Annotated in this window: 21 protein-coding genes and 1 riboswitch; of the genes, 13 read left to right on the top strand and 8 right to left on the bottom strand. The window is 55.8% G+C overall.

Annotation, left to right across the window (positions count from 1 at the left end; genetic code table 11):
• Positions 1-115: 115 nt before the first annotated feature.
• Entirely contained in the window at positions 116-2,203 is a 2,088-nt protein-coding gene (gene shc / locus VGH19_07545) for a squalene--hopene cyclase (GenBank protein HEY1171201.1), read from the bottom strand.
• A gap of 352 nt (positions 2,204-2,555) precedes the next feature.
• Here shc and dapF point away from each other — a divergent pair, with 352 nt between their 5' ends.
• The gene (dapF, locus tag VGH19_07540) at positions 2,556-3,365 is read left to right on the top strand and encodes a diaminopimelate epimerase (protein HEY1171200.1); all 810 of its coding nucleotides are present in this window, start codon (positions 2,556-2,558) and stop codon (positions 3,363-3,365) included.
• Positions 3,366-3,508: 143 nt separating this feature from the next.
• Here dapF and VGH19_07535 read toward each other — a convergent pair whose 3' ends face one another.
• Genes VGH19_07535 through VGH19_07525 form a run of 3 tightly spaced genes read right to left on the bottom strand, consistent with a single transcriptional unit; the run spans position 3,509 to position 6,947 of the window.
• On the bottom strand, positions 3,509-4,402 hold the full coding sequence (locus VGH19_07535; GenBank protein HEY1171199.1) for a diphthine--ammonia ligase: 894 nt from the start codon (positions 4,400-4,402) through the stop codon (positions 3,509-3,511).
• The gene (locus VGH19_07530; GenBank protein ID HEY1171198.1) at positions 4,402-5,085 is read right to left on the bottom strand and encodes a diphthine--ammonia ligase; all 684 of its coding nucleotides are present in this window, start codon (positions 5,083-5,085) and stop codon (positions 4,402-4,404) included. Before VGH19_07530 ends, VGH19_07535 begins: the two co-directional genes overlap by 1 nt.
• A 26-nt stretch (positions 5,086-5,111) precedes the next feature.
• Positions 5,112-6,947, bottom strand: coding sequence for a TonB-dependent receptor (locus VGH19_07525; GenBank protein HEY1171197.1), 1,836 nt, complete (start codon positions 6,945-6,947; stop codon positions 5,112-5,114).
• 233 nt (positions 6,948-7,180) lie between these two features.
• Positions 7,181-7,353, bottom strand: a riboswitch (cobalamin riboswitch).
• A 107-nt stretch (positions 7,354-7,460) separates the two neighbouring features.
• Here VGH19_07525 and VGH19_07520 point away from each other — a divergent pair.
• From VGH19_07520 to VGH19_07495, 6 genes are all read left to right on the top strand, one after another.
• Positions 7,461-7,685: a DUF433 domain-containing protein gene (locus tag VGH19_07520; GenBank protein HEY1171196.1), complete on the top strand. Its 225-nt coding sequence runs from the start codon at positions 7,461-7,463 to the stop codon at positions 7,683-7,685.
• 4 nt (positions 7,686-7,689) lie between these two features.
• Entirely contained in the window at positions 7,690-8,007 is a 318-nt protein-coding gene (locus VGH19_07515; protein ID HEY1171195.1) for a hypothetical protein, read from the top strand.
• A 152-nt stretch (positions 8,008-8,159) separates the two neighbouring features.
• Positions 8,160-9,290 carry an Lrp/AsnC family transcriptional regulator gene (locus VGH19_07510; protein ID HEY1171194.1) on the top strand — a complete coding sequence of 377 codons (1,131 nt, stop codon included), beginning with the start codon at positions 8,160-8,162 and terminating at the stop codon, positions 9,288-9,290.
• Positions 9,291-9,444: 154 nt separating this feature from the next.
• Positions 9,445-10,218, top strand: a complete 774-nt coding sequence (locus VGH19_07505; GenBank protein ID HEY1171193.1) for a hypothetical protein — start codon at positions 9,445-9,447, stop codon at positions 10,216-10,218.
• 18 nt (positions 10,219-10,236) lie between these two features.
• A complete protein-coding gene (locus tag VGH19_07500; GenBank protein ID HEY1171192.1) occupies positions 10,237-10,866 on the top strand; it encodes a hypothetical protein in 630 nt (209 codons plus the stop codon).
• Between the two features lie 13 nt (positions 10,867-10,879).
• On the top strand, positions 10,880-11,515 hold the full coding sequence (locus VGH19_07495; GenBank protein ID HEY1171191.1) for a hypothetical protein: 636 nt from the start codon (positions 10,880-10,882) through the stop codon (positions 11,513-11,515).
• A gap of 21 nt (positions 11,516-11,536) precedes the next feature.
• Here VGH19_07495 and VGH19_07490 read toward each other — a convergent pair whose 3' ends face one another.
• Positions 11,537-12,397, bottom strand: coding sequence for an alpha/beta hydrolase (locus VGH19_07490; GenBank protein HEY1171190.1), 861 nt, complete (start codon positions 12,395-12,397; stop codon positions 11,537-11,539).
• A 113-nt stretch (positions 12,398-12,510) separates the two neighbouring features.
• Entirely contained in the window at positions 12,511-13,536 is a 1,026-nt protein-coding gene (locus tag VGH19_07485) for a nucleoside hydrolase (protein HEY1171189.1), read from the bottom strand.
• 173 nt (positions 13,537-13,709) lie between these two features.
• On the opposite strand from VGH19_07485, the gene VGH19_07480 reads away from it, so the two are divergent.
• The 5 genes from VGH19_07480 (at position 13,710) to VGH19_07460 (ending at position 17,655) form a co-directional block, all read left to right on the top strand.
• Entirely contained in the window at positions 13,710-14,393 is a 684-nt protein-coding gene (locus VGH19_07480) for a thymidylate kinase (GenBank protein ID HEY1171188.1), read from the top strand.
• A 3-nt stretch (positions 14,394-14,396) separates the two neighbouring features.
• Positions 14,397-15,146 (top strand): dTMP kinase, encoded by a 750-nt coding sequence (gene tmk, locus VGH19_07475; GenBank protein ID HEY1171187.1) that lies wholly within the window; start codon positions 14,397-14,399, stop codon positions 15,144-15,146.
• 19 nt (positions 15,147-15,165) lie between these two features.
• The gene (locus VGH19_07470) at positions 15,166-16,152 is read left to right on the top strand and encodes an ROK family protein (protein HEY1171186.1); all 987 of its coding nucleotides are present in this window, start codon (positions 15,166-15,168) and stop codon (positions 16,150-16,152) included.
• A gap of 38 nt (positions 16,153-16,190) precedes the next feature.
• On the top strand, positions 16,191-17,129 hold the full coding sequence (locus tag VGH19_07465; protein ID HEY1171185.1) for a Ppx/GppA phosphatase family protein: 939 nt from the start codon (positions 16,191-16,193) through the stop codon (positions 17,127-17,129).
• Positions 17,130-17,226: 97 nt separating this feature from the next.
• Entirely contained in the window at positions 17,227-17,655 is a 429-nt protein-coding gene (locus VGH19_07460) for a hypothetical protein (protein HEY1171184.1), read from the top strand.
• A gap of 82 nt (positions 17,656-17,737) precedes the next feature.
• On the opposite strand, the gene VGH19_07455 is transcribed toward VGH19_07460, so the two are convergent.
• Positions 17,738-17,971: a hypothetical protein gene (locus VGH19_07455; protein ID HEY1171183.1), complete on the bottom strand. Its 234-nt coding sequence runs from the start codon at positions 17,969-17,971 to the stop codon at positions 17,738-17,740.
• Between the two features lie 418 nt (positions 17,972-18,389).
• Between VGH19_07455 and VGH19_07450 the strand changes: the two genes are divergently transcribed.
• Positions 18,390-19,568, top strand: a complete 1,179-nt coding sequence (locus VGH19_07450; protein HEY1171182.1) for an FAD-dependent oxidoreductase — start codon at positions 18,390-18,392, stop codon at positions 19,566-19,568.
• Between the two features lie 48 nt (positions 19,569-19,616).
• On the opposite strand, the gene VGH19_07445 is transcribed toward VGH19_07450, so the two are convergent.
• The gene (locus VGH19_07445) at positions 19,617-20,099 is read right to left on the bottom strand and encodes a GNAT family N-acetyltransferase (protein ID HEY1171181.1); all 483 of its coding nucleotides are present in this window, start codon (positions 20,097-20,099) and stop codon (positions 19,617-19,619) included.
• Positions 20,100-20,303: the final 204 nt, after the last annotated feature.

Raw genomic sequence — 20,303 nt, 5'->3', positions numbered from 1 at the left:
TCTCCTCTTAATGAGGAGAGGGCTGGGGTGAGGAGTGAGCGTGCCTGCGGTTTCCTGGATTGGGGACACTGCGAGATACGCCCCAACAGCGGCTGCATCAGTATCAGAGCGAAGCTCAGTGCGTGCCGTTCACTTTCGTCCCATTATGCCCATTCAGGTGCGACTTGCCGTTGCCATTAAGTCCATCGTGTCCATTAAGTCCATTGCCGCTGAGCGCCGTCGCAGGCTTCGCCGCTTTCGCCAGCAATTGCTTATACGTCGAGAGGGCGAGGAGCGGCCAGGCATTCCGATACATGTCGTACTTGAGGTAGAACACTTTCGGGAAGCCGGTGCCCGTGACTTCTTCCTCAGACCACGAACCGTCCTTGTTCTGCATGCGGACGAGGTATTCGATACCGCGTTGCACACTCGGGCGATACGGGTCATCGAATGCGAGCAAGCCCATGACCGCCCATGCGGTTTGCGAGGCAGTGCTGGGACCTTGGCCTTTGTAAACCGGATCGTCGTAAGTATTGCAGCGCTCACCCCAGCCGCCATCGGGGAGCTGGACGCTCTCCAGCCAGTCGCGACCGCGCATGAGCCAAGGCTGGTTCATGTTCACCTTCAGCGCGCGCATACCGCGCAAGACCTGCCAGGTGCCGTAGATGTAGTTCACACCCCAGCGACCATACCAGGAGCCGTCCTCCTCCTGCTCGTCTTTCACGAACTGGATGCCGCGCTGGATCTGCGGGTGATCCACGGGATAATTCTCGTAGCCGAGCAATTCCAAGATACGCGCCGTGATGTCCGCGCACTCGGGATCGAGCATCGCGTTGTGATCGGCAAAAGGAACCTTTTCCAAAATGCCCTTCGTGCAATCCTTATCGAAAGCAGCCCAACCACCATCTTTGCACTGGAAGGCCATCATCCAATCCATGCCGCGCTTGAAGCATTCATCGCGACGCTTCGGATCGTCCGTAGGGATCTGGCGCAAGGCAAGGAGCACCATGGCGGTGTCGTCCACGTCCGGGTTCCACTTGTTTGCGTATTCGAAGACCCAGCCACTCGGCTCCACGTTCACGGGATTCTTCTGATACCAGTCGCCGCGGAAACGGATCTCCTTATCCATGATCCATTCCGCACCCTTCTTCATCTGCGGATGCTCAGCCGGCACGCCGGATTCACGCAGAGCGATGGCCACGATGGCGCTATCCCACACCGGCGAGAAGCACGGCTCGATGCGCATGCTGTCCGCCGTGTGATGCTCGAGCTTCTTCAACTCTTTGCGCGCACGCACCATCTCCGGATGATCCGGTGCATAACCCAAAGCCTTCAACGCGATGACCGCATTGAGCATCGCCGGGAAAATCGCCGCCAAACCATCAGAACCTTCAAAGCGTTCCACCATCCATTCCTCGCAACGCTTCAACGCGCGACGGCGGAACGGGTGGATGCCACCACGAGCAAAGAGTTCGGCAAACTTGTGCAACCCATCCAGCGAGAGGAAGAAATTGCGCCAAGTCATGAACTCAGGATCGCGCGGCAAGGCGAGATCGCGTTCATGGAAGCCTTCGGTGTAAAGCTCGTCCAAGGAAACGTTGAGCTTACGCGTGGGCTTGAAATGATTGATGATGGCCAGCGGCACGAGCATGGCGCGGGACCAGTTGCTCATGTCCCAGAAGTTCACATGGAACCACTTGCCGATCAGCAGAACTTCGCAGGGGATCGTGGGCAGATATTTCCAAGGGAACAGGCCGATGAGGGCGAGGTAGAGCTTGGAGAAGGTGTTCATGCGCGGAACACCGCCGAGATTCTTCGCCATCTCGCGGGCACGCAGCATGCGCGGGTCCTTCAGCGGCACACCGGCCAGCTTCAGAGCGAGGTAAGCCTTGATAGTGGCGTTCACCTCCGCCGGACCGCCGTAGTAGATATTCCAGCCGCCATCCGGCAACTGCATCGACAGGATGTGATTGACCGCACGGCGCTGCCATTCGAGGTCCACACTGTCATCCCAGTGGTGGAAGGCCACCATGTCCGAGACGAGGGTGGAATCAACCATCAGTTCGCCGATCCAGTAGCCCTCGGGCTTCTGTTCGCGGAGAAGGTATTGTTGAGAACGATTGATGGCACCATCTGGGGACACGGGACCGCCCGGCAGCTCCAAAGCGGGCTGCCGTAGCGAACTATCCAAGGTACGACTGGTATCAAACAGCGGATTCGACACGGCGAGCAATTTGATGGGCTGTCACCAGACTGTAAAGAATTAATGGCCCTTTTTAGCCACTGTCAGGGCAGCTAATGCAATTGATTTAAGCCCAGACAAACAATTGATTACGAAGCATTAACGAATGAATGATAGCATCAAATCCAGAAAATCAAAATGTCGCAGCCAGACAATTCCACACGGCAAAAGTCCATATTCGGTAATGGGCCAATTTGCGGTCCGACGTAGCATGCCGCCCCGTGCTGCCGTGCTTACAGCCGGCAGTAAGAATGCTTTCGCCGAAGCATGAAGCCCCCTATCTCCGTATTCCCACGACTTGTTTTTCCACCGCCATTAAGTAGTGTGCGCCTACATGACGTTGCAATTTACCAAGATGAACGGTGCGGGGAATGATTTCATCCTCCTGGATAACCGGGCAGGAAATATCAAGCTGACCCGCGAGCAAGTGGTGCAGTTGTGCCATCGCCAGCGCGGTATCGGCGCGGATGGCATCATGCTGCTGGTGCCCTGCATCTCCGGCAAGGCGGATTGGGCCTGGCAATTTTACAACAGCGACGGCAGCGATGCCGAGATGTGCGGTAACGGCGCCCGCTGCTTCGCCCGTTATATCCAGAAGCTCACGGGTGTGAAAGACCGCACCTCCTTTGAGACAGTCGCTGGCGTCATCAGCGCCACGTTCCATGGCGAACGCGTAACGGTGAATCTCACCACACCCAAGGACCTCCGCCTGAGCGAGCAAGTAGCTCTCAAGCAAGGTGCCTCGGCCATCCATTCCCTGAACACCGGTGTGCCGCACGCGATCCTTTTCGTGCCGGATGCCGATCAGGCCATGGTCGCGCAAGTGGGTTCGGAAGTGCGTTATCACGAGCACTTCAAGCCGCGTGGCACGAATGTGAACTTTGTGCAGTTGAAGGGACCGAACTTCATCCGTGTGCGCACCTATGAGCGCGGCGTGGAAGGCGAGACGCTCGCCTGCGGCACCGGCGTGAGCGCCGCCGCGATGATCTCCGCACGCGTCCACGGCTTCACCTCCCCCGTGAAGGTGCAGGTGCAAGGCGGCGACATGCTGGAGGTGGGCTTCAAGGAAGCGAACGGCGGCTTCGCTGACGTCTCCCTGAACGGCCCGGCAGACTTTGCGTTCGAGGGCACAATCACGCTGTAAAACATGATGAACCTGAGGACGTAAAAAAGAACAGGTGCGTGCACCCTCGCCCCTCGGAGGGGAGAGGGCCGGGGTGAGGGGTGCCGGGATTTGCAATCCTTGCCTTAATTTTAAACAAACGGTTGAAGTTGCTAACTGCCTCTTCACCCATTTATTTTTGCCTGCAAACATTGCGGGCACATGCAATCCACCCCGGGTCCCGCGATTGGCCCCACCGCAGGCAAACTCTGGCACCAGCACTCTCCCCCGCCCTGCCCCGGTCCGCAAAAGAATGGTTTACCGCACTGGCTGCAACGCTTGGTCTTCGTAGGCCGCTCCATCTCGCGCGGCAAAGCCAGATTCAACTCCGCTTCCGTCGGCGGTTCACTCGGCAAGAGCAAACGGGCATTGCCAATCTTCAGATACGCCAGGTCACCGCGATTGATCACTTCCGTATCGCTTAGTTCCAAACGTCGATTAAACCCCGGCCCATCCAGAATCAGCGTATGATACTCCCCCTGCTCACCACACACATCCAAACCAGTGTCTGTATGTAATTGCGCGAGTTCCTCCAACGCCTTGCGATCAATGCGCCTCCCCACCCAAGCTGGCGTCAATCCGACCGGTTTCACACAAGAGAAGATGACGTGAAAACCTGCGGCAAGAATCGCGCCCATCAAATCCCAGCGCCCCTTCTTCCATAACGGCGTCCACACCTCCAAGCCCAGCGGCTCCGCGCACGTGCGGATGAAATTCGGCTGCCCCGCCACCTCATCGATATCCCCCGTGATGAGCGTTTCCACTCCCTCACTTCTCAAAAGCTCCAACTGCTTGCGATACCCTTCTTCGTACGGGGCCTCGATATTCAGGATGCGATGTTTTAAGCCCAGCGCCACCGCTTGCAGCGACATCACCGGCAAAGGATGCGCCAGAAACTCGGCATCGATCGGCGCAAATGTGACCAACTCCTTCACCGTATAGCCGCGTTTCAACGCCAGATACAGCGCCAGCGCGGAATCCTTCCCACCCGTCCACAAAACCACAGCATTTTGACTCATCACATCATGCCCGCCGCAGCGAGCTGATAGTCAACGTACGCAAAACCGTTCCGCTTGTAACGCTCTCTTTCCTCCACCGCAATCGGCCCATCCGCAAAATCCGGACTCGCATAAACCAGCGTGTGAAATTCTCCATTCTCCCCGCACGGATCCGCGCTCGTCGGCAAGTCCCACAGCAACGTCGCGTCAAACTCTCGCCCCACCAATCCCTCATCGACCTGCTTCGGGTCCACGCACACCAGCTTCGCCTGAAAACCTTGCTCGATAAATTCCAAAGCCAGCTTCTTCGTATCTCGATTCCACAACGGATAAATCGCCTCCATGCCCAAACGCGCCATGAACTTGTCTCGATAAGCTTTGATATCCGCGAGAAACAGATCCCCATACACCACGCGCTTGATGCCCTGCGCTTGAAACGGCTTCAACGCCTCCGCCCAACCCTGCTCATACTCCACATTGCTCGCCCCTTCATTCAACCCGATCTCCACCAGCGGCAAGTCCAGCGCCTTGGCCTGCGCCTGAAGGATGTCGCGATGTATCCCATGCATCGCATTCCGCTCGCGCCCGTTATGAAACGTGGTGACCAGTGCCGCCACGTGAAACGCACTGGAGCGGCGGATGTCGTGCAGCGCGAGCGCGCTGTCCTTCCCACCGCTCCAGGCGATTAATATCGATTCAGGCATCAACTACCTCAGGACCAAAACTAAACTCAGAACTTCAGACGCACGCCGCCATAAGCAGCCGCGCGCAAGGCCGGGAAGTTGGTGACGATTGCATATCGGTCGTCATTGATATTTTCACCGCGCACCCACAGCTCGAATTTCTCCGTCACATGCCACGTCGCCACGGCACGCACCGTGAGATAATCCTCTGCGTTGATCTGCGCAGGGAACGCCACATCTTCCCGCTCCATCACCCATTGCAAGCCGGTGTTCAGCGTCAGTTGCTTGAGGGGCTTCACCGTCATATCCCAGCCGATGAGATGGCGCGGACGACGCACCAAGCGCACGTTGTTACCCGTGTCTTGCGCCGTCAGATACGTGTAATTCACGCTCGTGGCGAACTCTGGGCACGGCTGAAACGAGATGCCTGTTTCCACACCCTCTGTCTCCGCTTTCGAGACGTTGAACGGGATGAAAAGCGGCGCGGGTGCCTGGATGAGATTGTCGATTTTATTATGGAAGTATGTCGCGGATACCGTGATGCGATCTTTCCAGAATGATTTCTCCAACCCGGCTTCCCAACCCCGTGATTCCTCTGGCACCAGGTTCGGATTGCTGAACAACGGGAAGTAAAGATCCTGCGGTGACGGCGGACTGTATGACGCCGAGACGTTAGCAAAAATCAACGTCTCGATCGCCGGCACCAGATAAGAGGCACCTTGTTTCCACGACCACGAACCATCATAATCGCTATAATGGTCATAGCGCCCGGAATTGATCAGCTTCAGCCGCTCCAGCGGATTCCACTGGCTCTGTGCAAATAAACCCACGCCCGTCTGGTTCGCATGAATGTTCTCGATGTTCGCCGCGTTGTGTTGCGAGATCGTCAAATCCTGCACATTCAGGCCGCCCGTCAGCGTCCACTTATCCACCGGCTTCCAGTCGTTCTGCCACTCGATCTGGTTGGAATCCAGCTTCAGCTTGTTGTCCGTGCCGAACTGGTCGCGATACCGCTGATTCTGGTGTTCATAGGAATAGAACGCCTTGGATTCAAACATGTCCGAAGCCTTCCACGTGATGCCCGGCGAGATGCTCGCCACATTGCGTTCCAAGGTCGCAATCGGGTCAGGAAATGCGGTGGAACCCGGCGCACCACCATCACTCACGAAGTAACTCCCCTTCAGGTCGAAATACCAGTCTTCCGCCGGTTCATAGCCCAACGAACCGCGCACGGCTGTTTGCTGGAACTTGTTGTTATCACGCGGGAAATCTTTGTTCTGCTGTGACAAGCCCACCGAGTAATTGACCTTGCCGATCATCCCCCGGCTGTCCGCCGTGAACTTCGTCGTGTTGAACGAACCGGCTTCGAAGGACACCTCATGCTCCGGCTTCGTCAGACCCTTGCCATTCCGCGTGATGACGTTGATCACGCCACCGATGGCATCCGCTCCATACATCACCGAGGAAGGCGTGCGCACCACTTCGATGTGTTCCACGTTATCCAGCGTGAAGTTCTCGTAGAACGAACCACCATTGATGGGCGAAGTGACACGACGCCCGTCCACAATGAGCAATGTGTGATTGCTCTCTGTGCCGCGTGAAAACACCGAGGTCTGCTGACCCGGTGTACCCGTAGTCACCACAGACATGCCCGGAACACCCTGCAGAGCATCGCCCAGCGTATGGATCTGACGCGCCTCGATCTGCTGGCGTGTGATGACCGTCACGGAACTGGCCGTCGCTGCCGCACTTTCCGCAGTGCGCGTGGCGGTGATGACCACCTCCGGCAAACGGTTCGTTTCCGTGCTGGTTGAGGACGTGGTTTGGGCGACCGCTGAGGTCGCCGTGAGGCCGATGGTTATCGGCAAGGCTAACTGACGCATGTTCACTGATCTTTCCATAGCCGCGTTTATCGCGCGGCGGTTGTTGACTATGGCGAGACCAGTGGGAAGTGAGGACCATGCTGGACCGGGTTACCCCGGAAAAAACAAAAGCCTCCACATCCGCAAAATGGAGAATGAAGGCATCCAACAGATCCAGCTCCGCTTGGGCAGAACTGGCTGGCCCCATCCTTCTCTTTGTCGGAGAAGTGCCCCGGCACACACACGTGTGCTGAGGCGGACGAGAGCAATCAAACCGATATCCTGACTCCAGGCTTCAAACCTCACTCCCGCCTTCCCGCTTTGCTTACGCTCGGCAGTGGCCTATGGGAGTTTGTAACCTGTCACAGTGGCGCAACCGTCCCCGACTTTCACGGGGTTCCCTGACATTTGACTGCAAGTTTACCGATCCACACGGACCGGCTTCTTTCAAAGAGCAGCCAGCGTGTTACGCGGGGCAGTGCAAATTGCCAAGCAGAAACTTGCCGCGTCCTCTCCAATGACCTAAAGTAAGCCATGCTCGACTGGAATGAATGTCCTGCTGTAGAACGCGTGGCCGACAAGGTCAGCGGTGCGTGGGTTTTCAAAAATACCCGCGTTCCCGTTCATGCCTTGTTTGAGAACTTGGAAGAAGGCGCGAGTGTAAACGATTTTCTGGAATGGTTCCCGGGCGTTTCCAAAGCACAGGTCTTGGCTGTCTTGGAGCATGCTGACCGCAGTCTTATGGTAAGCCAGCCTTGATCCGATGAAGATTTTGTTCGATCAAGGCACGCCAGCACCGCTTCGTTTTGAATTATCCGCCCACCAAGTCTCCACTGCTTACGAAGTTGGTTGGTCCAATTTGAGTAATGGCGATCTACTGGCCGCTGCCGAAAATGCAGGATTTGAATTATTGATCACAACGGATCAAAATCTGCGCTATCAACAGAATCTTAAGACCCGTCGCATCGCCATCCTCGTCCTGCTGACCACCCGCTGGCCACGCATCAAACTGCACATCCCCACCGTCATGAATGCTGTTAACAGCATGTCCCCGGGCGCATACCTAGAGTTGAAGCTTTAAGCATTCGTCATTCGTGCTTGGACATTGGTCATTTTCTCCCCTCATCTGTGTGAATCTGTGTCCATCTGTGGTTAAAAAAGGGTGCTCTTTCCTTAGCATTTGGCTTGCCGGATGAATCTCATGGGCCAAGCTAGCGTCATAACTTTTGTATTATGACCGTTGCCAGTGTTCCCGTAAATGTGGCTGACCCGATCAACGCGAAGATTCTCGCAGTTTCGGAAGATCAGATCCAAGGCTTCCAGCGTGATCCGCTGGGCGAGATCGCCCGCCTCTCCGGCGTGGAACTGCCTGTCGTCATCGAGCGCATCCGCGCGATGCTCGAAGCAGGCACCATCCGCCGTGTACGCCAGACCCTCCTCGCCACGAATCTCGCTGAAGGCGCGCTCGTCGCGTGGGAAGTGCCGAATGAGAAGCTGGATGCGGCGTTCGATTATCTTTTCCAGCAAGACCCTTTCTCCGGTCACGTCGTCACCCGCTCCACCGACACGGTCAGCACGGGTTCCTCCTACCGTCTCTGGACCACGCTGAAAGTTCCGCAAGGTTACTCCATCCACAAGCATTGCGAGTGGTTGCTGAAGAAGATCGGCGGCCAACACTTCCGCGTGATGCCCGCCAAGCGACTCTTCGCCCTCGGCGTCGGCCATGTGCGCCGTCGCGGCATGGAACCGGGCAGCAAAGCCGATGTGCCAGCAGATGCCACTGAGGTCGCTATCGTCACGTTGAACGATCACGAATGGCGCATCCTCGAAGCCCTCAAGCGCGAGTTCGAGCCGAACGAACTGGTCACCAATATTTGGGACGCCCGCGCAGAGGAAGCTGGTGTGTCCTTGGAAGAATTCGCGCGCACCGCCGAAGACCTGAACAAGCGCAAAGTCATCGGCCGCTTCTCCACCTTCCTCGAGCACGTGAAGACGCTTGCCACGGGCGAACAGGTCACGCGCTACAACGCCCTCTTCCATTGGGCTGTTCCGGCTGGACGCGAAATGGAAGCAGGCCGCGAAGTGGGCCGTCACCACATCATGACCCACGCCTACTGGCGCGAAGGCGGTCCGGAATTCAAGAACGTGAACGTCATGGGCGTGGCCCATGGCACGGACAAGAAACTCGTCCTCGCACACAAGGCTGCTATCGATGCCCACCTCGAAAGCATCGGCATACAGGTGCTCTACACGAATGTTTTCTGGGGTGGCCGCAGCGAGATCAAACCCAGCGAGATCTCCCCATTCGCTTATCGCAAATGGTGCACAGACAACGGCATCAATGCAGATGAGATGCGGGCATAACGCCCGCATAGTGGGGCAGCCGCCTTCGGCTGCCACCAGTCGGACAGGCGCCTCGCCTGTCCACATGCTCAAATAAATTCCTTTCAACACCTCCGTCGCCTGCAAAGCGGCGGATTTTTTCTTTTCTAAATCCCGCAACTGGATATCATTTCCAGTGTTTAGTTCTTCAAGGCTGTTCGCGGTGACGGCCTGCCAGGAGGAAACCCCACCCAGTTCGTTTATTGATTTGGCGTGTTCGTTTCCTCTTCTCTCCGGTCAGTTCATCAATCAACAGATCAACCTCATGAACGAAGTCAGAAAGTTTTTCAGCCGCCGCGAGCGTATCATCCTGCTCGCGTTGGGCCTGCTTGCTCTCATCGGTTATCCCGTGGTCAGAGCATGGCAAACTGCTCAAGTCGCGCTCCCTCAGATTCCTTGCCAGCAACAAATCCAAGAGATTGACGCCATCCTTGCACAATTAACCAACTCGATTCGCGTCGGCCTCACGAACTTCGCTCCTGCTGATGCATTGAAACCTTATACCGCCAAGGGAGTGGTCCCACACTGTCCGGAAGGCGGAGTCATAAAAATGGCTCTGGATGGCGCGCTTACGACTTATTGCAGCAAACACGGTGCGATCATGCAACCTGCGCCAAAACCCAGCGGCTTAAACCCTGTAGAAGCTGTCTTGCAGTCCATTGGTTTGATTAGAATACGCATACAACCGAATCGCAATGCCTGCATCGCCAATCTGAAACAAATGGACGGTGCCGCTCAACAATGGGCCTTGGAGAACCGCAAAGAGGACAAAGATGAAATCGACGTCATGGGAGCCGCATCCTATCTGAAAGGCGGCACTCTCCCTACTTGTCCCCAAGGCGGCAAATACTGGTTCACCGTGGTGAGCAATCCTCCCTGCTGCACCATCACCGGTCACAGCCTGCCTTAACCACTCACTCCTTTCCACATGAGCACGCGTCAAATCATCTATCTGATCGCATTTCTATGCGTGACCCTGCTGATCTTCTTCGGCGTCAGAGCATGGCGTTTGAATGCACCCGTGCCCATCCCGACCCAACCTTCAGCCTGCCAAACGAACCTCTTCCTGATCGACCAGGCCATCACGCGCTGGGCGAAATCGAATCATCACAGCACCACAAATCAGCCGACCACTCAGGATATCGCCTCCTATTTTAAGAAAGGAAAGTTTCCGACTTGCCCTAGCCAAGGCAAATATCAGCTCGGCACATTGGCGCTGGCTACGACCTGCAATATTCACGGGCAGACACTCAATGTAGCGATCTATCCGAAGAGAAACCCGGTCAGCCAATTCGTCCGCACCTACATCTTCATGAGACCCGGCTCAAGGTTCGCCCCTCGCAATGCCTGTATCGCGAACATGAAGCAACTCGATGGCGCAGCACAGCAATGGGCCTTGGAAAACAAGATGAAAGATGGAGACCTGGTTAATCCCTATGCGTCAGCAACCTATCTTAAGAACGGGCAATTTCTTATCTGTCCACTGGGCGGAAAATATTCCTTCACCCAAGTGTCAAACCCGCCCTGCTGCACGATAACTGGCCACAGCCTGCCGTGAGAAATCACAGCGTATGACTGTTACCCCTATCATCAAAAAGCATCGCAAGCGGATCATCGTTTCGCTCGCAATTCTTTTAACGGGACTGGGAGTCTATCTCTATACCGATGACCAATCGCGTGTGATCATCCAAGGCAATGCCTGCCAGCAAAACTTGGCGGCGGTTGATTTCGCGATCAGCCGCTGGGCCCTGGCAAACGAAAGCCACTTCTTCACCGCCCCCACGGAAGAACAACTTCGCACATATCCGCCGCAGGGAGTCACTACGATGTGCCCTCAAGGAGGGAGCTACACTTTGGGCAATTTGACCATGGCAAGCACCTGTTACCGGCATGGCATCGCCGAGATTTCAGACACCAAAGTTTTCAGCAAATGGCTGCGAGATAAACTTAAGAATGCGGGGATCAACCATCAGATACTGAAGACAGATACCGACCACTGCTTAGACAGTCTTCGCTACTTGGATGGGAGCATTCAACGATGGTTGATCGATCACAGGCGCATGCCGAAAGCCCCGCCCACCCTAGCGGAAGTAAATCTCTATATTGATAATGGTCCGCTTCTCCCCTGTCCCGCAGGCGGCAAATTCCATTATACAGATTTCACGAATTCCCCACGCTGCACAATCGTGGGGCATACGTTACCGTGAATTGTGCCGCTACGGCCTTATTTATTTGGCTTTCAACAATCCGCTCGCACCCATCCACTCTTCTACACGCTTCGGCCAAGAGGAAACGGTGTTATCGGAAGGACGCAGGCCATAGCCGTGGCCACCTTTCGGGTACAGGTGCATCTCGGCGGGCACCTTGGCGTTCTTCAAGGCAAGATAGTAGAACAAGGCAGACTCGACACGCACACCATCATCACCCGTCATCGCGAGAAAGGTCGGCGGAGTCTTGGCACTCACAGGAAGCTCAGGTGCGACCTTATCTCCCTGCTCTTTCACCGTGAGGTAGGCGGGATAGATGAGGACAGCGAAGTCCGGGCGGCAACTTTGCTCATCCGCCGCATCCACTTTTTCATAGGTGCGTTGTTCGTAATTGTTGCACGCAACCGCGGAGAGGTGTCCGCCTGCTGAGAAACCCAAAATACCGACGCGCTTCGCATCAATCCCCCACTCAGAAGCCTTGCTGCGCACGAGGCCGAAGGCGCGTTGCACATCCTGCAACGGCGGCCCGTGCCGGTCCGTTCCCGGACGCTTCGGAACACGGTACTTAACCAATACTGCATTCACACCTATGGAGTTCAGCCATTCGCACACTTCTGAGCCTTCCAGATCATAGGCGAGAATGCTGTACCCCCCTCCCGGACACACCAGCACAGCCGTGCCCGTGTTATTCACTTTGGGCGCGGGATAAAATGTGATTGTCGGTTCGGATACATTGCCCAAACGGATGACCGGTTTACCGCCCACTTTGTTTTCCGCGGGCTTTGTCATGTCTTTTTCTTCGCCGACAGTGTCCTTGTCCCCCGGAACTTTGCCAGACCATAACTTGATCGGTTGTCCAGGAGCAGCATGCAAAGTGGGCATAACAGTAGCAGTGACAGCCAAGACGGCCACGAGCGCAAGAAAGCGTACGGGTTGCATGTCGGAAAGGAAAACGTGAACTGTCTTAAACGCCAAGGAGAATCGGCGTGACATCATCACTGCTTTTTCTTCGGCTGATACATCATCAGGTCTTCGATGACCTTCTCGATCTCCCGGTCGTTCGGCTTTCCGTCCACGGTGCGCTTGAGCAGGTAGTGGTGTTTATCTTTCTCGTAGTTCCACACGAACGTGTTGTCCGGCTGTATGTCCATGTAGCCGCGTCTCTCTACATCCCAATAGTTGCTCAGCCCCCGTGCGGCATACAGCACTGCGGTCTGGTCGGCCACATGCCGCGACTTCACCACGCCATCGAAGTAATATTCATATCCGGCGCGCACGATGTTGTCCTTAGGCAATTCCGCGAGCCGCTTGCCCGCTTGCAACCCGCTCGGCACCGAACCGATCTCGCGCCCGACAAACGTGATCAATCCCGGCCAATGCGTGACGGCGTAATGCGAACTCGGCTTGTCCAAGGTGAAATTATTGTTCCCCAGCTTCAGATCATCCTTCGCCGGCCTGCCGATGAAGTTGCCGCCCATGCACACCCACTCGCGCACTTTGGATTTGACCAGCTGCTCTCCCTTGGCCTGATTGCCTTCCGGTTGGAATTTCAGCAAGGCCGCCAGGTTGCTCAGGTCACCCACACTCAAGATGACGATGCTTTGATCGGGATGTTGGTTCAGGATTTTGTGATACAAGAGCACGGCATCCATCAGTCCATTACCAGTGCCCTTATCATGAGGAAAACGTTCAGCGATCTGTCTGGCGTATTTGGAAGCTGTCGCCGGCACTTTACCGTTGTAACGCCCCAATGGAAGATCTGGTCGGCCAAAGAATGTGTTTATCGCATCCACACACGGCATGGACCATTGATTGGCCGCAGAAGTCATCACCGCCAAAAGCTCAATTTCTCCTTTATCTGCCAAGGCATGCAACATCGCCAGCGCCCCGACATCATCGCAATCACTATCCATGTCCGTATCGAAGATGATTTTTACGGGCTCGGACTTGGGGGCTTGCGCATGGCTGACCGGAGTAAACAGCAACACAAAAGCTATGACAACGGCCCAAGTAAAATGCATGTCGAAGTTATAGAAACCCGGCGGCAAGACAGCAAGTGCGCGATGACATGTGACCATCGACCAAACCTGTGTTACTGTCCGGTTACAATACCGGAGAATAGCCCATGGATAGTCGTCCCATCGCTAAAAAACATTGTTTTCAGACTCCCCCGGAGTACGTTGGACCGCGAAAGATGAAGACTTTCGCGGAACTAGGTTTTCCTGGACGGCTCATTGCCGTGGAAGGAATCGATGGCTCGGGGAAATCCACCCAAATCTACCTCTTGAAGCGCTGGCTCGAATTGCAGGGCCTCAAGGTGTTTTTCAGCGAGTGGAACTCCTCCGTGCTCGTGAAGAGCGCGACGAGCAAGGGCAAGAAGCGCGAACTGCTCACGCCCACCACCTTCAGCCTCATCCACGCCACGGACTTCGCGGATCGTTACGAGCGCCAGCTCGTCCCCCTGCTCCGAGCGGGTTACCTGGTGCTGTGCGATCGCTACATCTTCACCGCCTTTGCGCGCGATACAGTGCGTGGTTGCCCACCGGAATGGGTTCGCGGGCTGTATAGCTTCGCCGCCCAGCCGGACATGACGTTCTTTTTCAAGGCGCGTTTGGAGACTTCTCTGCAACGCATTCTCGATGGCCGCCCGGAGTTGAAATACTTCGAAGCGGGCATGGACATGCGGCTCTCCACTGATCCGTATGAGAGTTTTCGCATCTTCCAAGGCCGCCTGCTGGAGCAGTATCTGGCCATGAGCACGCAGTATAACTTCACGGTCATCGATGCGAACCAGACGGTCGAGCCGCAGCAGGAGATCATGCGCCAGCTCGTCGCCTCCAAAATCAATCTTGGCGGTTACGCCTGCAACAAACTCTAAGCCATGGCTACCCGCAAAAAAGCAACGACCCGTCTGACCAGCGAAGTGCTGGTGCCGACCCGCAAGGCCAAGCGCTTCTACGGCCACGGCATCCCGCGTGTGGATCTCAAGCAGCTCACGGGCAGCCTCATCGTGGTGGAAGGCGCGGATGGTTCTGGCCGTTCAACACAGATCAATCGCCTCGTCGAATGGCTGGAAGGTTGCGGTCACGCCACGGTGCAAGTGGGATTGAAGCGTTCCACACTGGTGAGTGAAGAGCTGGAACAGGCGCAGCAAGGTAACATTCTCAGCCGTTCCACTTTGAGCCTCTTCTACGCGACGGATTTTGCCGATCAGTTGGAGAACGTGATTTTGCCTGCGCTTAAGGCAGGTTTCATGGTGCTGGCGGACCGCTACATCTACACGCTTATGGCGCGTAACATGGTGCGCGGTATGGATGAGAAGTGGCTGAAGAATCTGTATGGTATCGCGCTGGAACCGGACGCGGTCTTTTACCTGAACGTCTCGCCGGAACAACTCGTGCAGCGTAATTTTGCAAAGAACCATTCGCTCGATTATTGGGAAAGCGGCATGGACCTCGGCCTTTCGCGCGACATGTTCGACAGTTTCCTGAAATATCAGGGGCTGATGGCACAGCAGTTCACGAAACTGCAGGCCTCGTATGGTTTCACGATCGTGGACGGCAATCGCCCTTCTGATGCCGTCACCGCCGAACTGCGCAAGCATATCGAAAAAGTCATCGCCGGTCGTTAATCTTTAACTCCGCTCAATCATGGCTGATTCCGCGAGCAAAAGTGACAATCTCGTCGTCGGTGTGGATCTTGGTGGCACCAAGATTCTTGCGGGCGTTTTCGATCGCGGGCTGAAATGCATCAGCCACGCGAAGATGACCACGAAGCATCAGCGCGGGCCGGAAGAGGTCATCGAGCGTGTAGCCCGTTGCGTGAAGGATGCGGTGGATGAAGGCGATCTCGATATCAAACAGATCAAGGGCATCGGCATCGGTGCACCCGGTGCAGTTGATCCTGAGAGTGGCAAGGTCATCTTCGCTCCGAACCTGCAATGGCGCGATGTGCCGTTGAAGAAGATGCTGGAGAAGCATCTGGATGTTCCAGTGTTCATCGAGAACGATTGCAATATCTGCACACTCGGTGTTCACGAGGCGGAGTTGGGCGGCAAACCAAAGAACATGGTTGGCATATTCCTCGGCACGGGCATCGGCGGTGGGCTCATCATCAATGGCAAACTTTTCTCGGGCTTCAACAAAACCGCCGGTGAAGTGGGTCATATGGTGTTAGAGGTCGGCGGGCCTAAGTGTGGCTGTGGGAACAAGGGATGCTTCGAGGCATTAGCCAGTCGCAGTGCGATTTTCCGTCGTATCCAGACGGCCATCAAGGAAGGGCAGAAGACTGTCCTCACCGAGATGTTGAATGAAAATCTCGATGAGATGAAGAGCGGTGATCTGCGCAAGGCGATCAAGCGCGGCGACAAGTTCGTGGAGAAAGTCATCGAAGAAGCGGCGGAGTATACGGGCATCGCCGTGGCGAATCTCATCAATATTTTCAATCCTGACACCATCGTGCTCGGCGGCGGCGTCATCGAGCAGATGGAAGACCAGATGATGGCGATCATCATCGAGACGGCGCATGACTATGCGCTGGATGGCACGTCGGAGGGGATTGAGATCATCGCTTCCCAATTGGGTGACAATGCCGGCATCACGGGTGGGGCCGTGCTGGCGCGGCGTCACCTCTCCTAAACTGGCAACTGCCCTGTTTCCGCACTATCTTACCTCGTATGGTTGATAATGTCACACGCCGCGCCGTCATCGATATCGGCACCAATTCAGTGAAGATGCTGGTGGCGGATGTCGCGAATGGGAGCGTCTCCCCTGCTTTCGAAGCTGGCGAACAGACGCGCTTGGGGCAAGGCCTTTACGAAACTCACCGGCTGCATCCGGACGCTATCGCACGCACGGTGGATTGCGTGACGCGCTTTGCAGCGCATGCATGGGAATTGGGCGCGGCAAGCATCCGTGTCATCGCAACGAGTGCCACGCGAGATGCGCAGAATGGATCACAACTCGTCCAACAGATCCAAGAGCACACGAACCTCAGCACGGAAGTCATCTCCGGCGCGCAAGAAGCGGATTGGGTTTATCACGGAGTGTTGAGCGATGCGTCGCTGGCATCGCATCCTTTGCTCATCCTCGATGTCGGTGGTGGGAGCACGGAATTCATCGTGAGCATCAAAGGTGAACGGCGATATGATCACAGTTTTCAACTCGGCACCGTGCGGATGCTGGAGACATTTCGACCGGATGATCCGCCGACGGTGGAAAATCTCATCGCGTGCCAGACGTGGTTGAAGGATTTGCTCGTAAACTCGGCCTCCCCCGCCATCGCGCCTTTGCTGCCAGAGCCGGGAAGTGCGGAGACATTGCTCGTAGGCACAGGCGGAGCCTCGCTGATTCTCGCACGCATCCACTTGGGACTGGAGGATTTTTCGCGGGAACAGATGGAGGGATTATCGATCTCGGCGAAGGATGTGGCCGCGATGCGCGAGCGCTTGTGGAGTTTGCCACTGGCAGAGCGACGGAAGATCGTGGGGCTGCCGCCAGAGCGTGCGGATGTGATGTTGATGGGCGCGTTGATCTATGAGTCGGTGCTGCATCATTTCGGCATCCAGACATTGCGCGTGAGCACACGGGGATTGAGGCACGCGGCGGTCAGATAAGAGTTTCAAGTTTTCAGTGTTCAGTTTTCAGCAGGAAAAGATCACCACGGAGAACACAGAGAAAAGAAATGCTCTTCGCTTTGCGCGTAATCAGGGCATGCGGTATCTTCATGTGAAGAAACTCCGAGATCAGGCGATGAAGCTGCGGGAAATCCATCTGGAATATTTTGAGGCGACGATGATCGCGCCGGTGAAGCGCCTGAAGCAGGAGGAGCAGCCGGATATTCCAGTGTCAGATTACCTCTTGGCTTGTGAGGAGACGTATCAGTTATTGAAGGATGGACGAGATTTCATGCTCATGCGGGAGTTCTTGAGCGGGGACGAGATGCATGTGCATGCGGTGTTCTGGTATGGGCATCCGGACCGTTGCCTGGTGTTGGTTTTGAATCGTCTCTCCGGAACCATCTTCGGGCATCATTTTTTGGATCTGCCGGATACGCGGAGCGGGCATGCGTGCGGAGTGCCGAATCCAAAGCCGCCGCAACATCTGATGGGCAAGGAGGAGAAGGAGTTGCCGGAGAACTGAGTTTCAAGTTTTTCAGCGGGAAAAACAAACCGGGCGGACCTTGTGAGGTCCGCCCGGTTCAGTGTCTTTCTTGGATACAGCTTTATCGGTAAATGCGACGATAGCCTTGCCGCCATACCAGTTTCGAGAGCTTACGGGATACAGCCGCAACTTCTCGCTCCGTCATCTTCGGAAATACGATGTGCAAGCCCTCATGCAGCACCGTGTCCAAATACTCCTTCGACGGCTGTCGAGGGTCGATCTCGATCAGCTTGTCTTCCTTAAAAGCCTGCCCCAAGGCCCTTTCCCTGCCCAGTTTGCGTTCCACGATTTTCATACGTCTCTGCTCGTCTTCTGTCATCCGCCCGAGATGACTTTGCCTTTCCCTAATTTGACGCAAAAGGGCCATCTGTCGAACCCATCTTTCTAACCTGTTTATGGGTAGAGGAATAGAGTTTTTCCATGGCGACAGGTCAGTTTTCAATTAAATTGTAATACACTATGGTCAAACAGGTTATGACTTTATTCTTGACCACTATAGCGGTTCAAAAATAGCGATTTTAGAGCAGATTTTTTGTTAAAATACCGTAACAGACGGAGCGAGGGGAATGGCATCAGGTGAGGTTATAGAGGAAGGTGAAAATTATCGTTAAAGAGAATGCACAGCCCTAAAACAACAAATGCACCTGCACTTCAAAGGTTTTTAGCGGAGTTTCGTAGTCAAAACACATGACTGGCTTTACAGTGCGCCCATCATGTCCTTGGAGCCAAGGCACATCCTGATCGTAGGCGCAGGTGAGTTCGGTCTCACGGCGGCGCTGGCGCTTCGACGACGCGGCTGGCGCGTGACGGTGCTGGAGGCGGGCAAGGCCCCCTGCCCCATCGCAGCTTCTACTGATATCAGCAAAGTCGTGCGGATGGATTATGGCACGGATGAATTGCACACTCGGCTGGGTGAACTGTCAATCGAGGGGTGGCATCGCTGGAATCAGGAGTTCAATCTGCCGCTGTATCATGAGGATGGTTTTTTGATTCTCACGCGGCATGGGATGGAAGCGGGTTCTTTTGAAGCAGACAGTTTCAAATATCTCACCGGGCGCGGACATGCGTTAGAACGCCTTGAAGGAGCAGCCATTACGGCGAAGTATCCAGCTTGGGCTAAGGCGGGGTTTCAGAATGGTTATCTGAATCCGAAAGCGGGCTGGGCGGCGAGCGGGCAGACGATGGCCGCACTGGTGGCGAAGGCACGGGCAGAAGGTGTGGTGATCCGTGAACAAACGGCTTTTGGCGAGTTGTGGGAAAAGGACTCTCGGGTGCTGGGCATCGAGGATGCGCGCGGAGAGAGGCATCGGGGCGATATGGTGCTGCTAACGACGGGTGCGTGGACGCCTGCGATGTTACCGCATCTCAGCAATGTGATGTGGACGACGGGGCAGCCGGTGTTTCATTTCAAGGTGATGGATGTGAAGGCGTATCAAGCGCCGCATTTTCCAATGTGGGCGGCGGACATCGCGCGGACGGGTTGGTATGGGTTTCCGGCGTTGGAGGATGGGATGTTGAAGATCGCGAATCACGGGCCGGGACGGCGCATTCATCCAGATGGATTGCGTGAGGTGAATGCGGATGAGATCGCGATGGCGCGCGGATTCTTGAGTGAGTTTTTGCCACAGTTGGCGGAGGCGCCGTTAGTCAGCACGCGGTTGTGTCTTTACTGCGATACGTTTGATGGGCGGTTCTGGATCGATCGCGATGTGAACCGGCCTGGCCTAGTCGTGGCGGCGGGTGATAGCGGGCATGCGTTCAAGTTCGCACCCGTGATGGGTGATCTGATTGCGGATGTGGTGGAGCAAAAGGAGAATCCGCTGACGGTGGCCTTCAGGACGAGGGAGCCGAAGAGTCAAGGGAGTGACGGGGCGAGGTGCGCGGGGAAATGAATCACCACGGTGTCACGGAGGGCACGGAGTTTTTAGCCACGGATCGACCTATAGAGGGCGGGCCATGACCAGGTCGCAACGCTTGGCGGTGTGGCCTTCGGGTTCGGTCTTGCGGAAGCCGTGGCGTTCATAGAGTGACACAGCTTCTTTCAGAATGGTAGCTGTCTCCAAGATCACGCGCTGGTAACCGAGGCGTTTGGCTTCGGTAAGAGCGCGCTCGAGGATGGCTTTCCCCTGCCCTTTACCACGCTGGCTCGGGTGCAGATACATTTTGCGCAGTTCGCAAGTGTGGTCATCCACACGACCTATTCCAGCCGAGCCGAAGACGGTGCCTTGCGCATCTGCCCACACACCGAACCAGCCGCCACGGTTCAGATAAAAGCCTTCGAGATCGCGCAGATCGCGATCCACGCCATCGGGTTCAGGTGCCAGGCCGTATTCGCCAAGGACGCTGAAGACGAGTCGCTCGACGGCAAGGCCATCGGTGTTCGTAGCAATGCGGTAATTGAGTGGCTGAGTGTTTTCGAGCACGGACGGAGCATGAAGGAACGGGAAAATGCCTCAAGCCTACGTATCAGCCTCGGGTGATGAGGACTTTAGAGCGTTTTAAATAAAACTGTAGCCTTTTCTGAGGGTGGAAGGTAAGAGGAAGAGGTGAAGACGATTTCGTTGGATTTGCGGGAGCGGATACTTGTGGCTTATGACGCTGGCGAAGGTTCCCGTGAAGCGGTGGCG

The organism is Verrucomicrobiia bacterium (genome assembly GCA_036405135.1).
GTDB lineage: Bacteria > Verrucomicrobiota > Verrucomicrobiia > Limisphaerales > JAEYXS01 > JAEYXS01.
Note: the sequence above shows the minus strand (reverse complement) of the source record. Positions and strands in the feature narration are given on the sequence as shown.

Bases quoted from the DNA above. Each gene is read 5' to 3' on its own strand.
- dapF (HEY1171200.1), top strand. From the start codon at position 2,556: ATGACGTTGCAATTTACCAAGATGAACGGTGCGGGGAATGATTTCATC.
- VGH19_07535 (HEY1171199.1), bottom strand. From the start codon at position 4,402: ATGAGTCAAAATGCTGTGGTTTTGTGGACGGGTGGGAAGGATTCCGCG.
- VGH19_07530 (HEY1171198.1), bottom strand. From the start codon at position 5,085: ATGCCTGAATCGATATTAATCGCCTGGAGCGGTGGGAAGGACAGCGCG.
- VGH19_07525 (HEY1171197.1), bottom strand. From the start codon at position 6,947: ATGCGTCAGTTAGCCTTGCCGATAACCATCGGCCTCACGGCGACCTCA.
- VGH19_07520 (HEY1171196.1), top strand. From the start codon at position 7,461: ATGCTCGACTGGAATGAATGTCCTGCTGTAGAACGCGTGGCCGACAAG.
- VGH19_07515 (HEY1171195.1), top strand. From the start codon at position 7,690: ATGAAGATTTTGTTCGATCAAGGCACGCCAGCACCGCTTCGTTTTGAA.
- VGH19_07510 (HEY1171194.1), top strand. From the start codon at position 8,160: ATGACCGTTGCCAGTGTTCCCGTAAATGTGGCTGACCCGATCAACGCG.
- VGH19_07500 (HEY1171192.1), top strand. From the start codon at position 10,237: ATGAGCACGCGTCAAATCATCTATCTGATCGCATTTCTATGCGTGACC.
- VGH19_07495 (HEY1171191.1), top strand. From the start codon at position 10,880: ATGACTGTTACCCCTATCATCAAAAAGCATCGCAAGCGGATCATCGTT.
- VGH19_07490 (HEY1171190.1), bottom strand. From the start codon at position 12,397: ATGCCCACTTTGCATGCTGCTCCTGGACAACCGATCAAGTTATGGTCT.
- VGH19_07485 (HEY1171189.1), bottom strand. From the start codon at position 13,536: ATGCATTTTACTTGGGCCGTTGTCATAGCTTTTGTGTTGCTGTTTACT.
- VGH19_07480 (HEY1171188.1), top strand. From the start codon at position 13,710: ATGAAGACTTTCGCGGAACTAGGTTTTCCTGGACGGCTCATTGCCGTG.
- tmk (HEY1171187.1), top strand. From the start codon at position 14,397: ATGGCTACCCGCAAAAAAGCAACGACCCGTCTGACCAGCGAAGTGCTG.
- VGH19_07470 (HEY1171186.1), top strand. From the start codon at position 15,166: ATGGCTGATTCCGCGAGCAAAAGTGACAATCTCGTCGTCGGTGTGGAT.
- VGH19_07465 (HEY1171185.1), top strand. From the start codon at position 16,191: ATGGTTGATAATGTCACACGCCGCGCCGTCATCGATATCGGCACCAAT.
- VGH19_07460 (HEY1171184.1), top strand. From the start codon at position 17,227: ATGCGGTATCTTCATGTGAAGAAACTCCGAGATCAGGCGATGAAGCTG.
- VGH19_07455 (HEY1171183.1), bottom strand. From the start codon at position 17,971: ATGAAAATCGTGGAACGCAAACTGGGCAGGGAAAGGGCCTTGGGGCAG.
- VGH19_07450 (HEY1171182.1), top strand. From the start codon at position 18,390: ATGTCCTTGGAGCCAAGGCACATCCTGATCGTAGGCGCAGGTGAGTTC.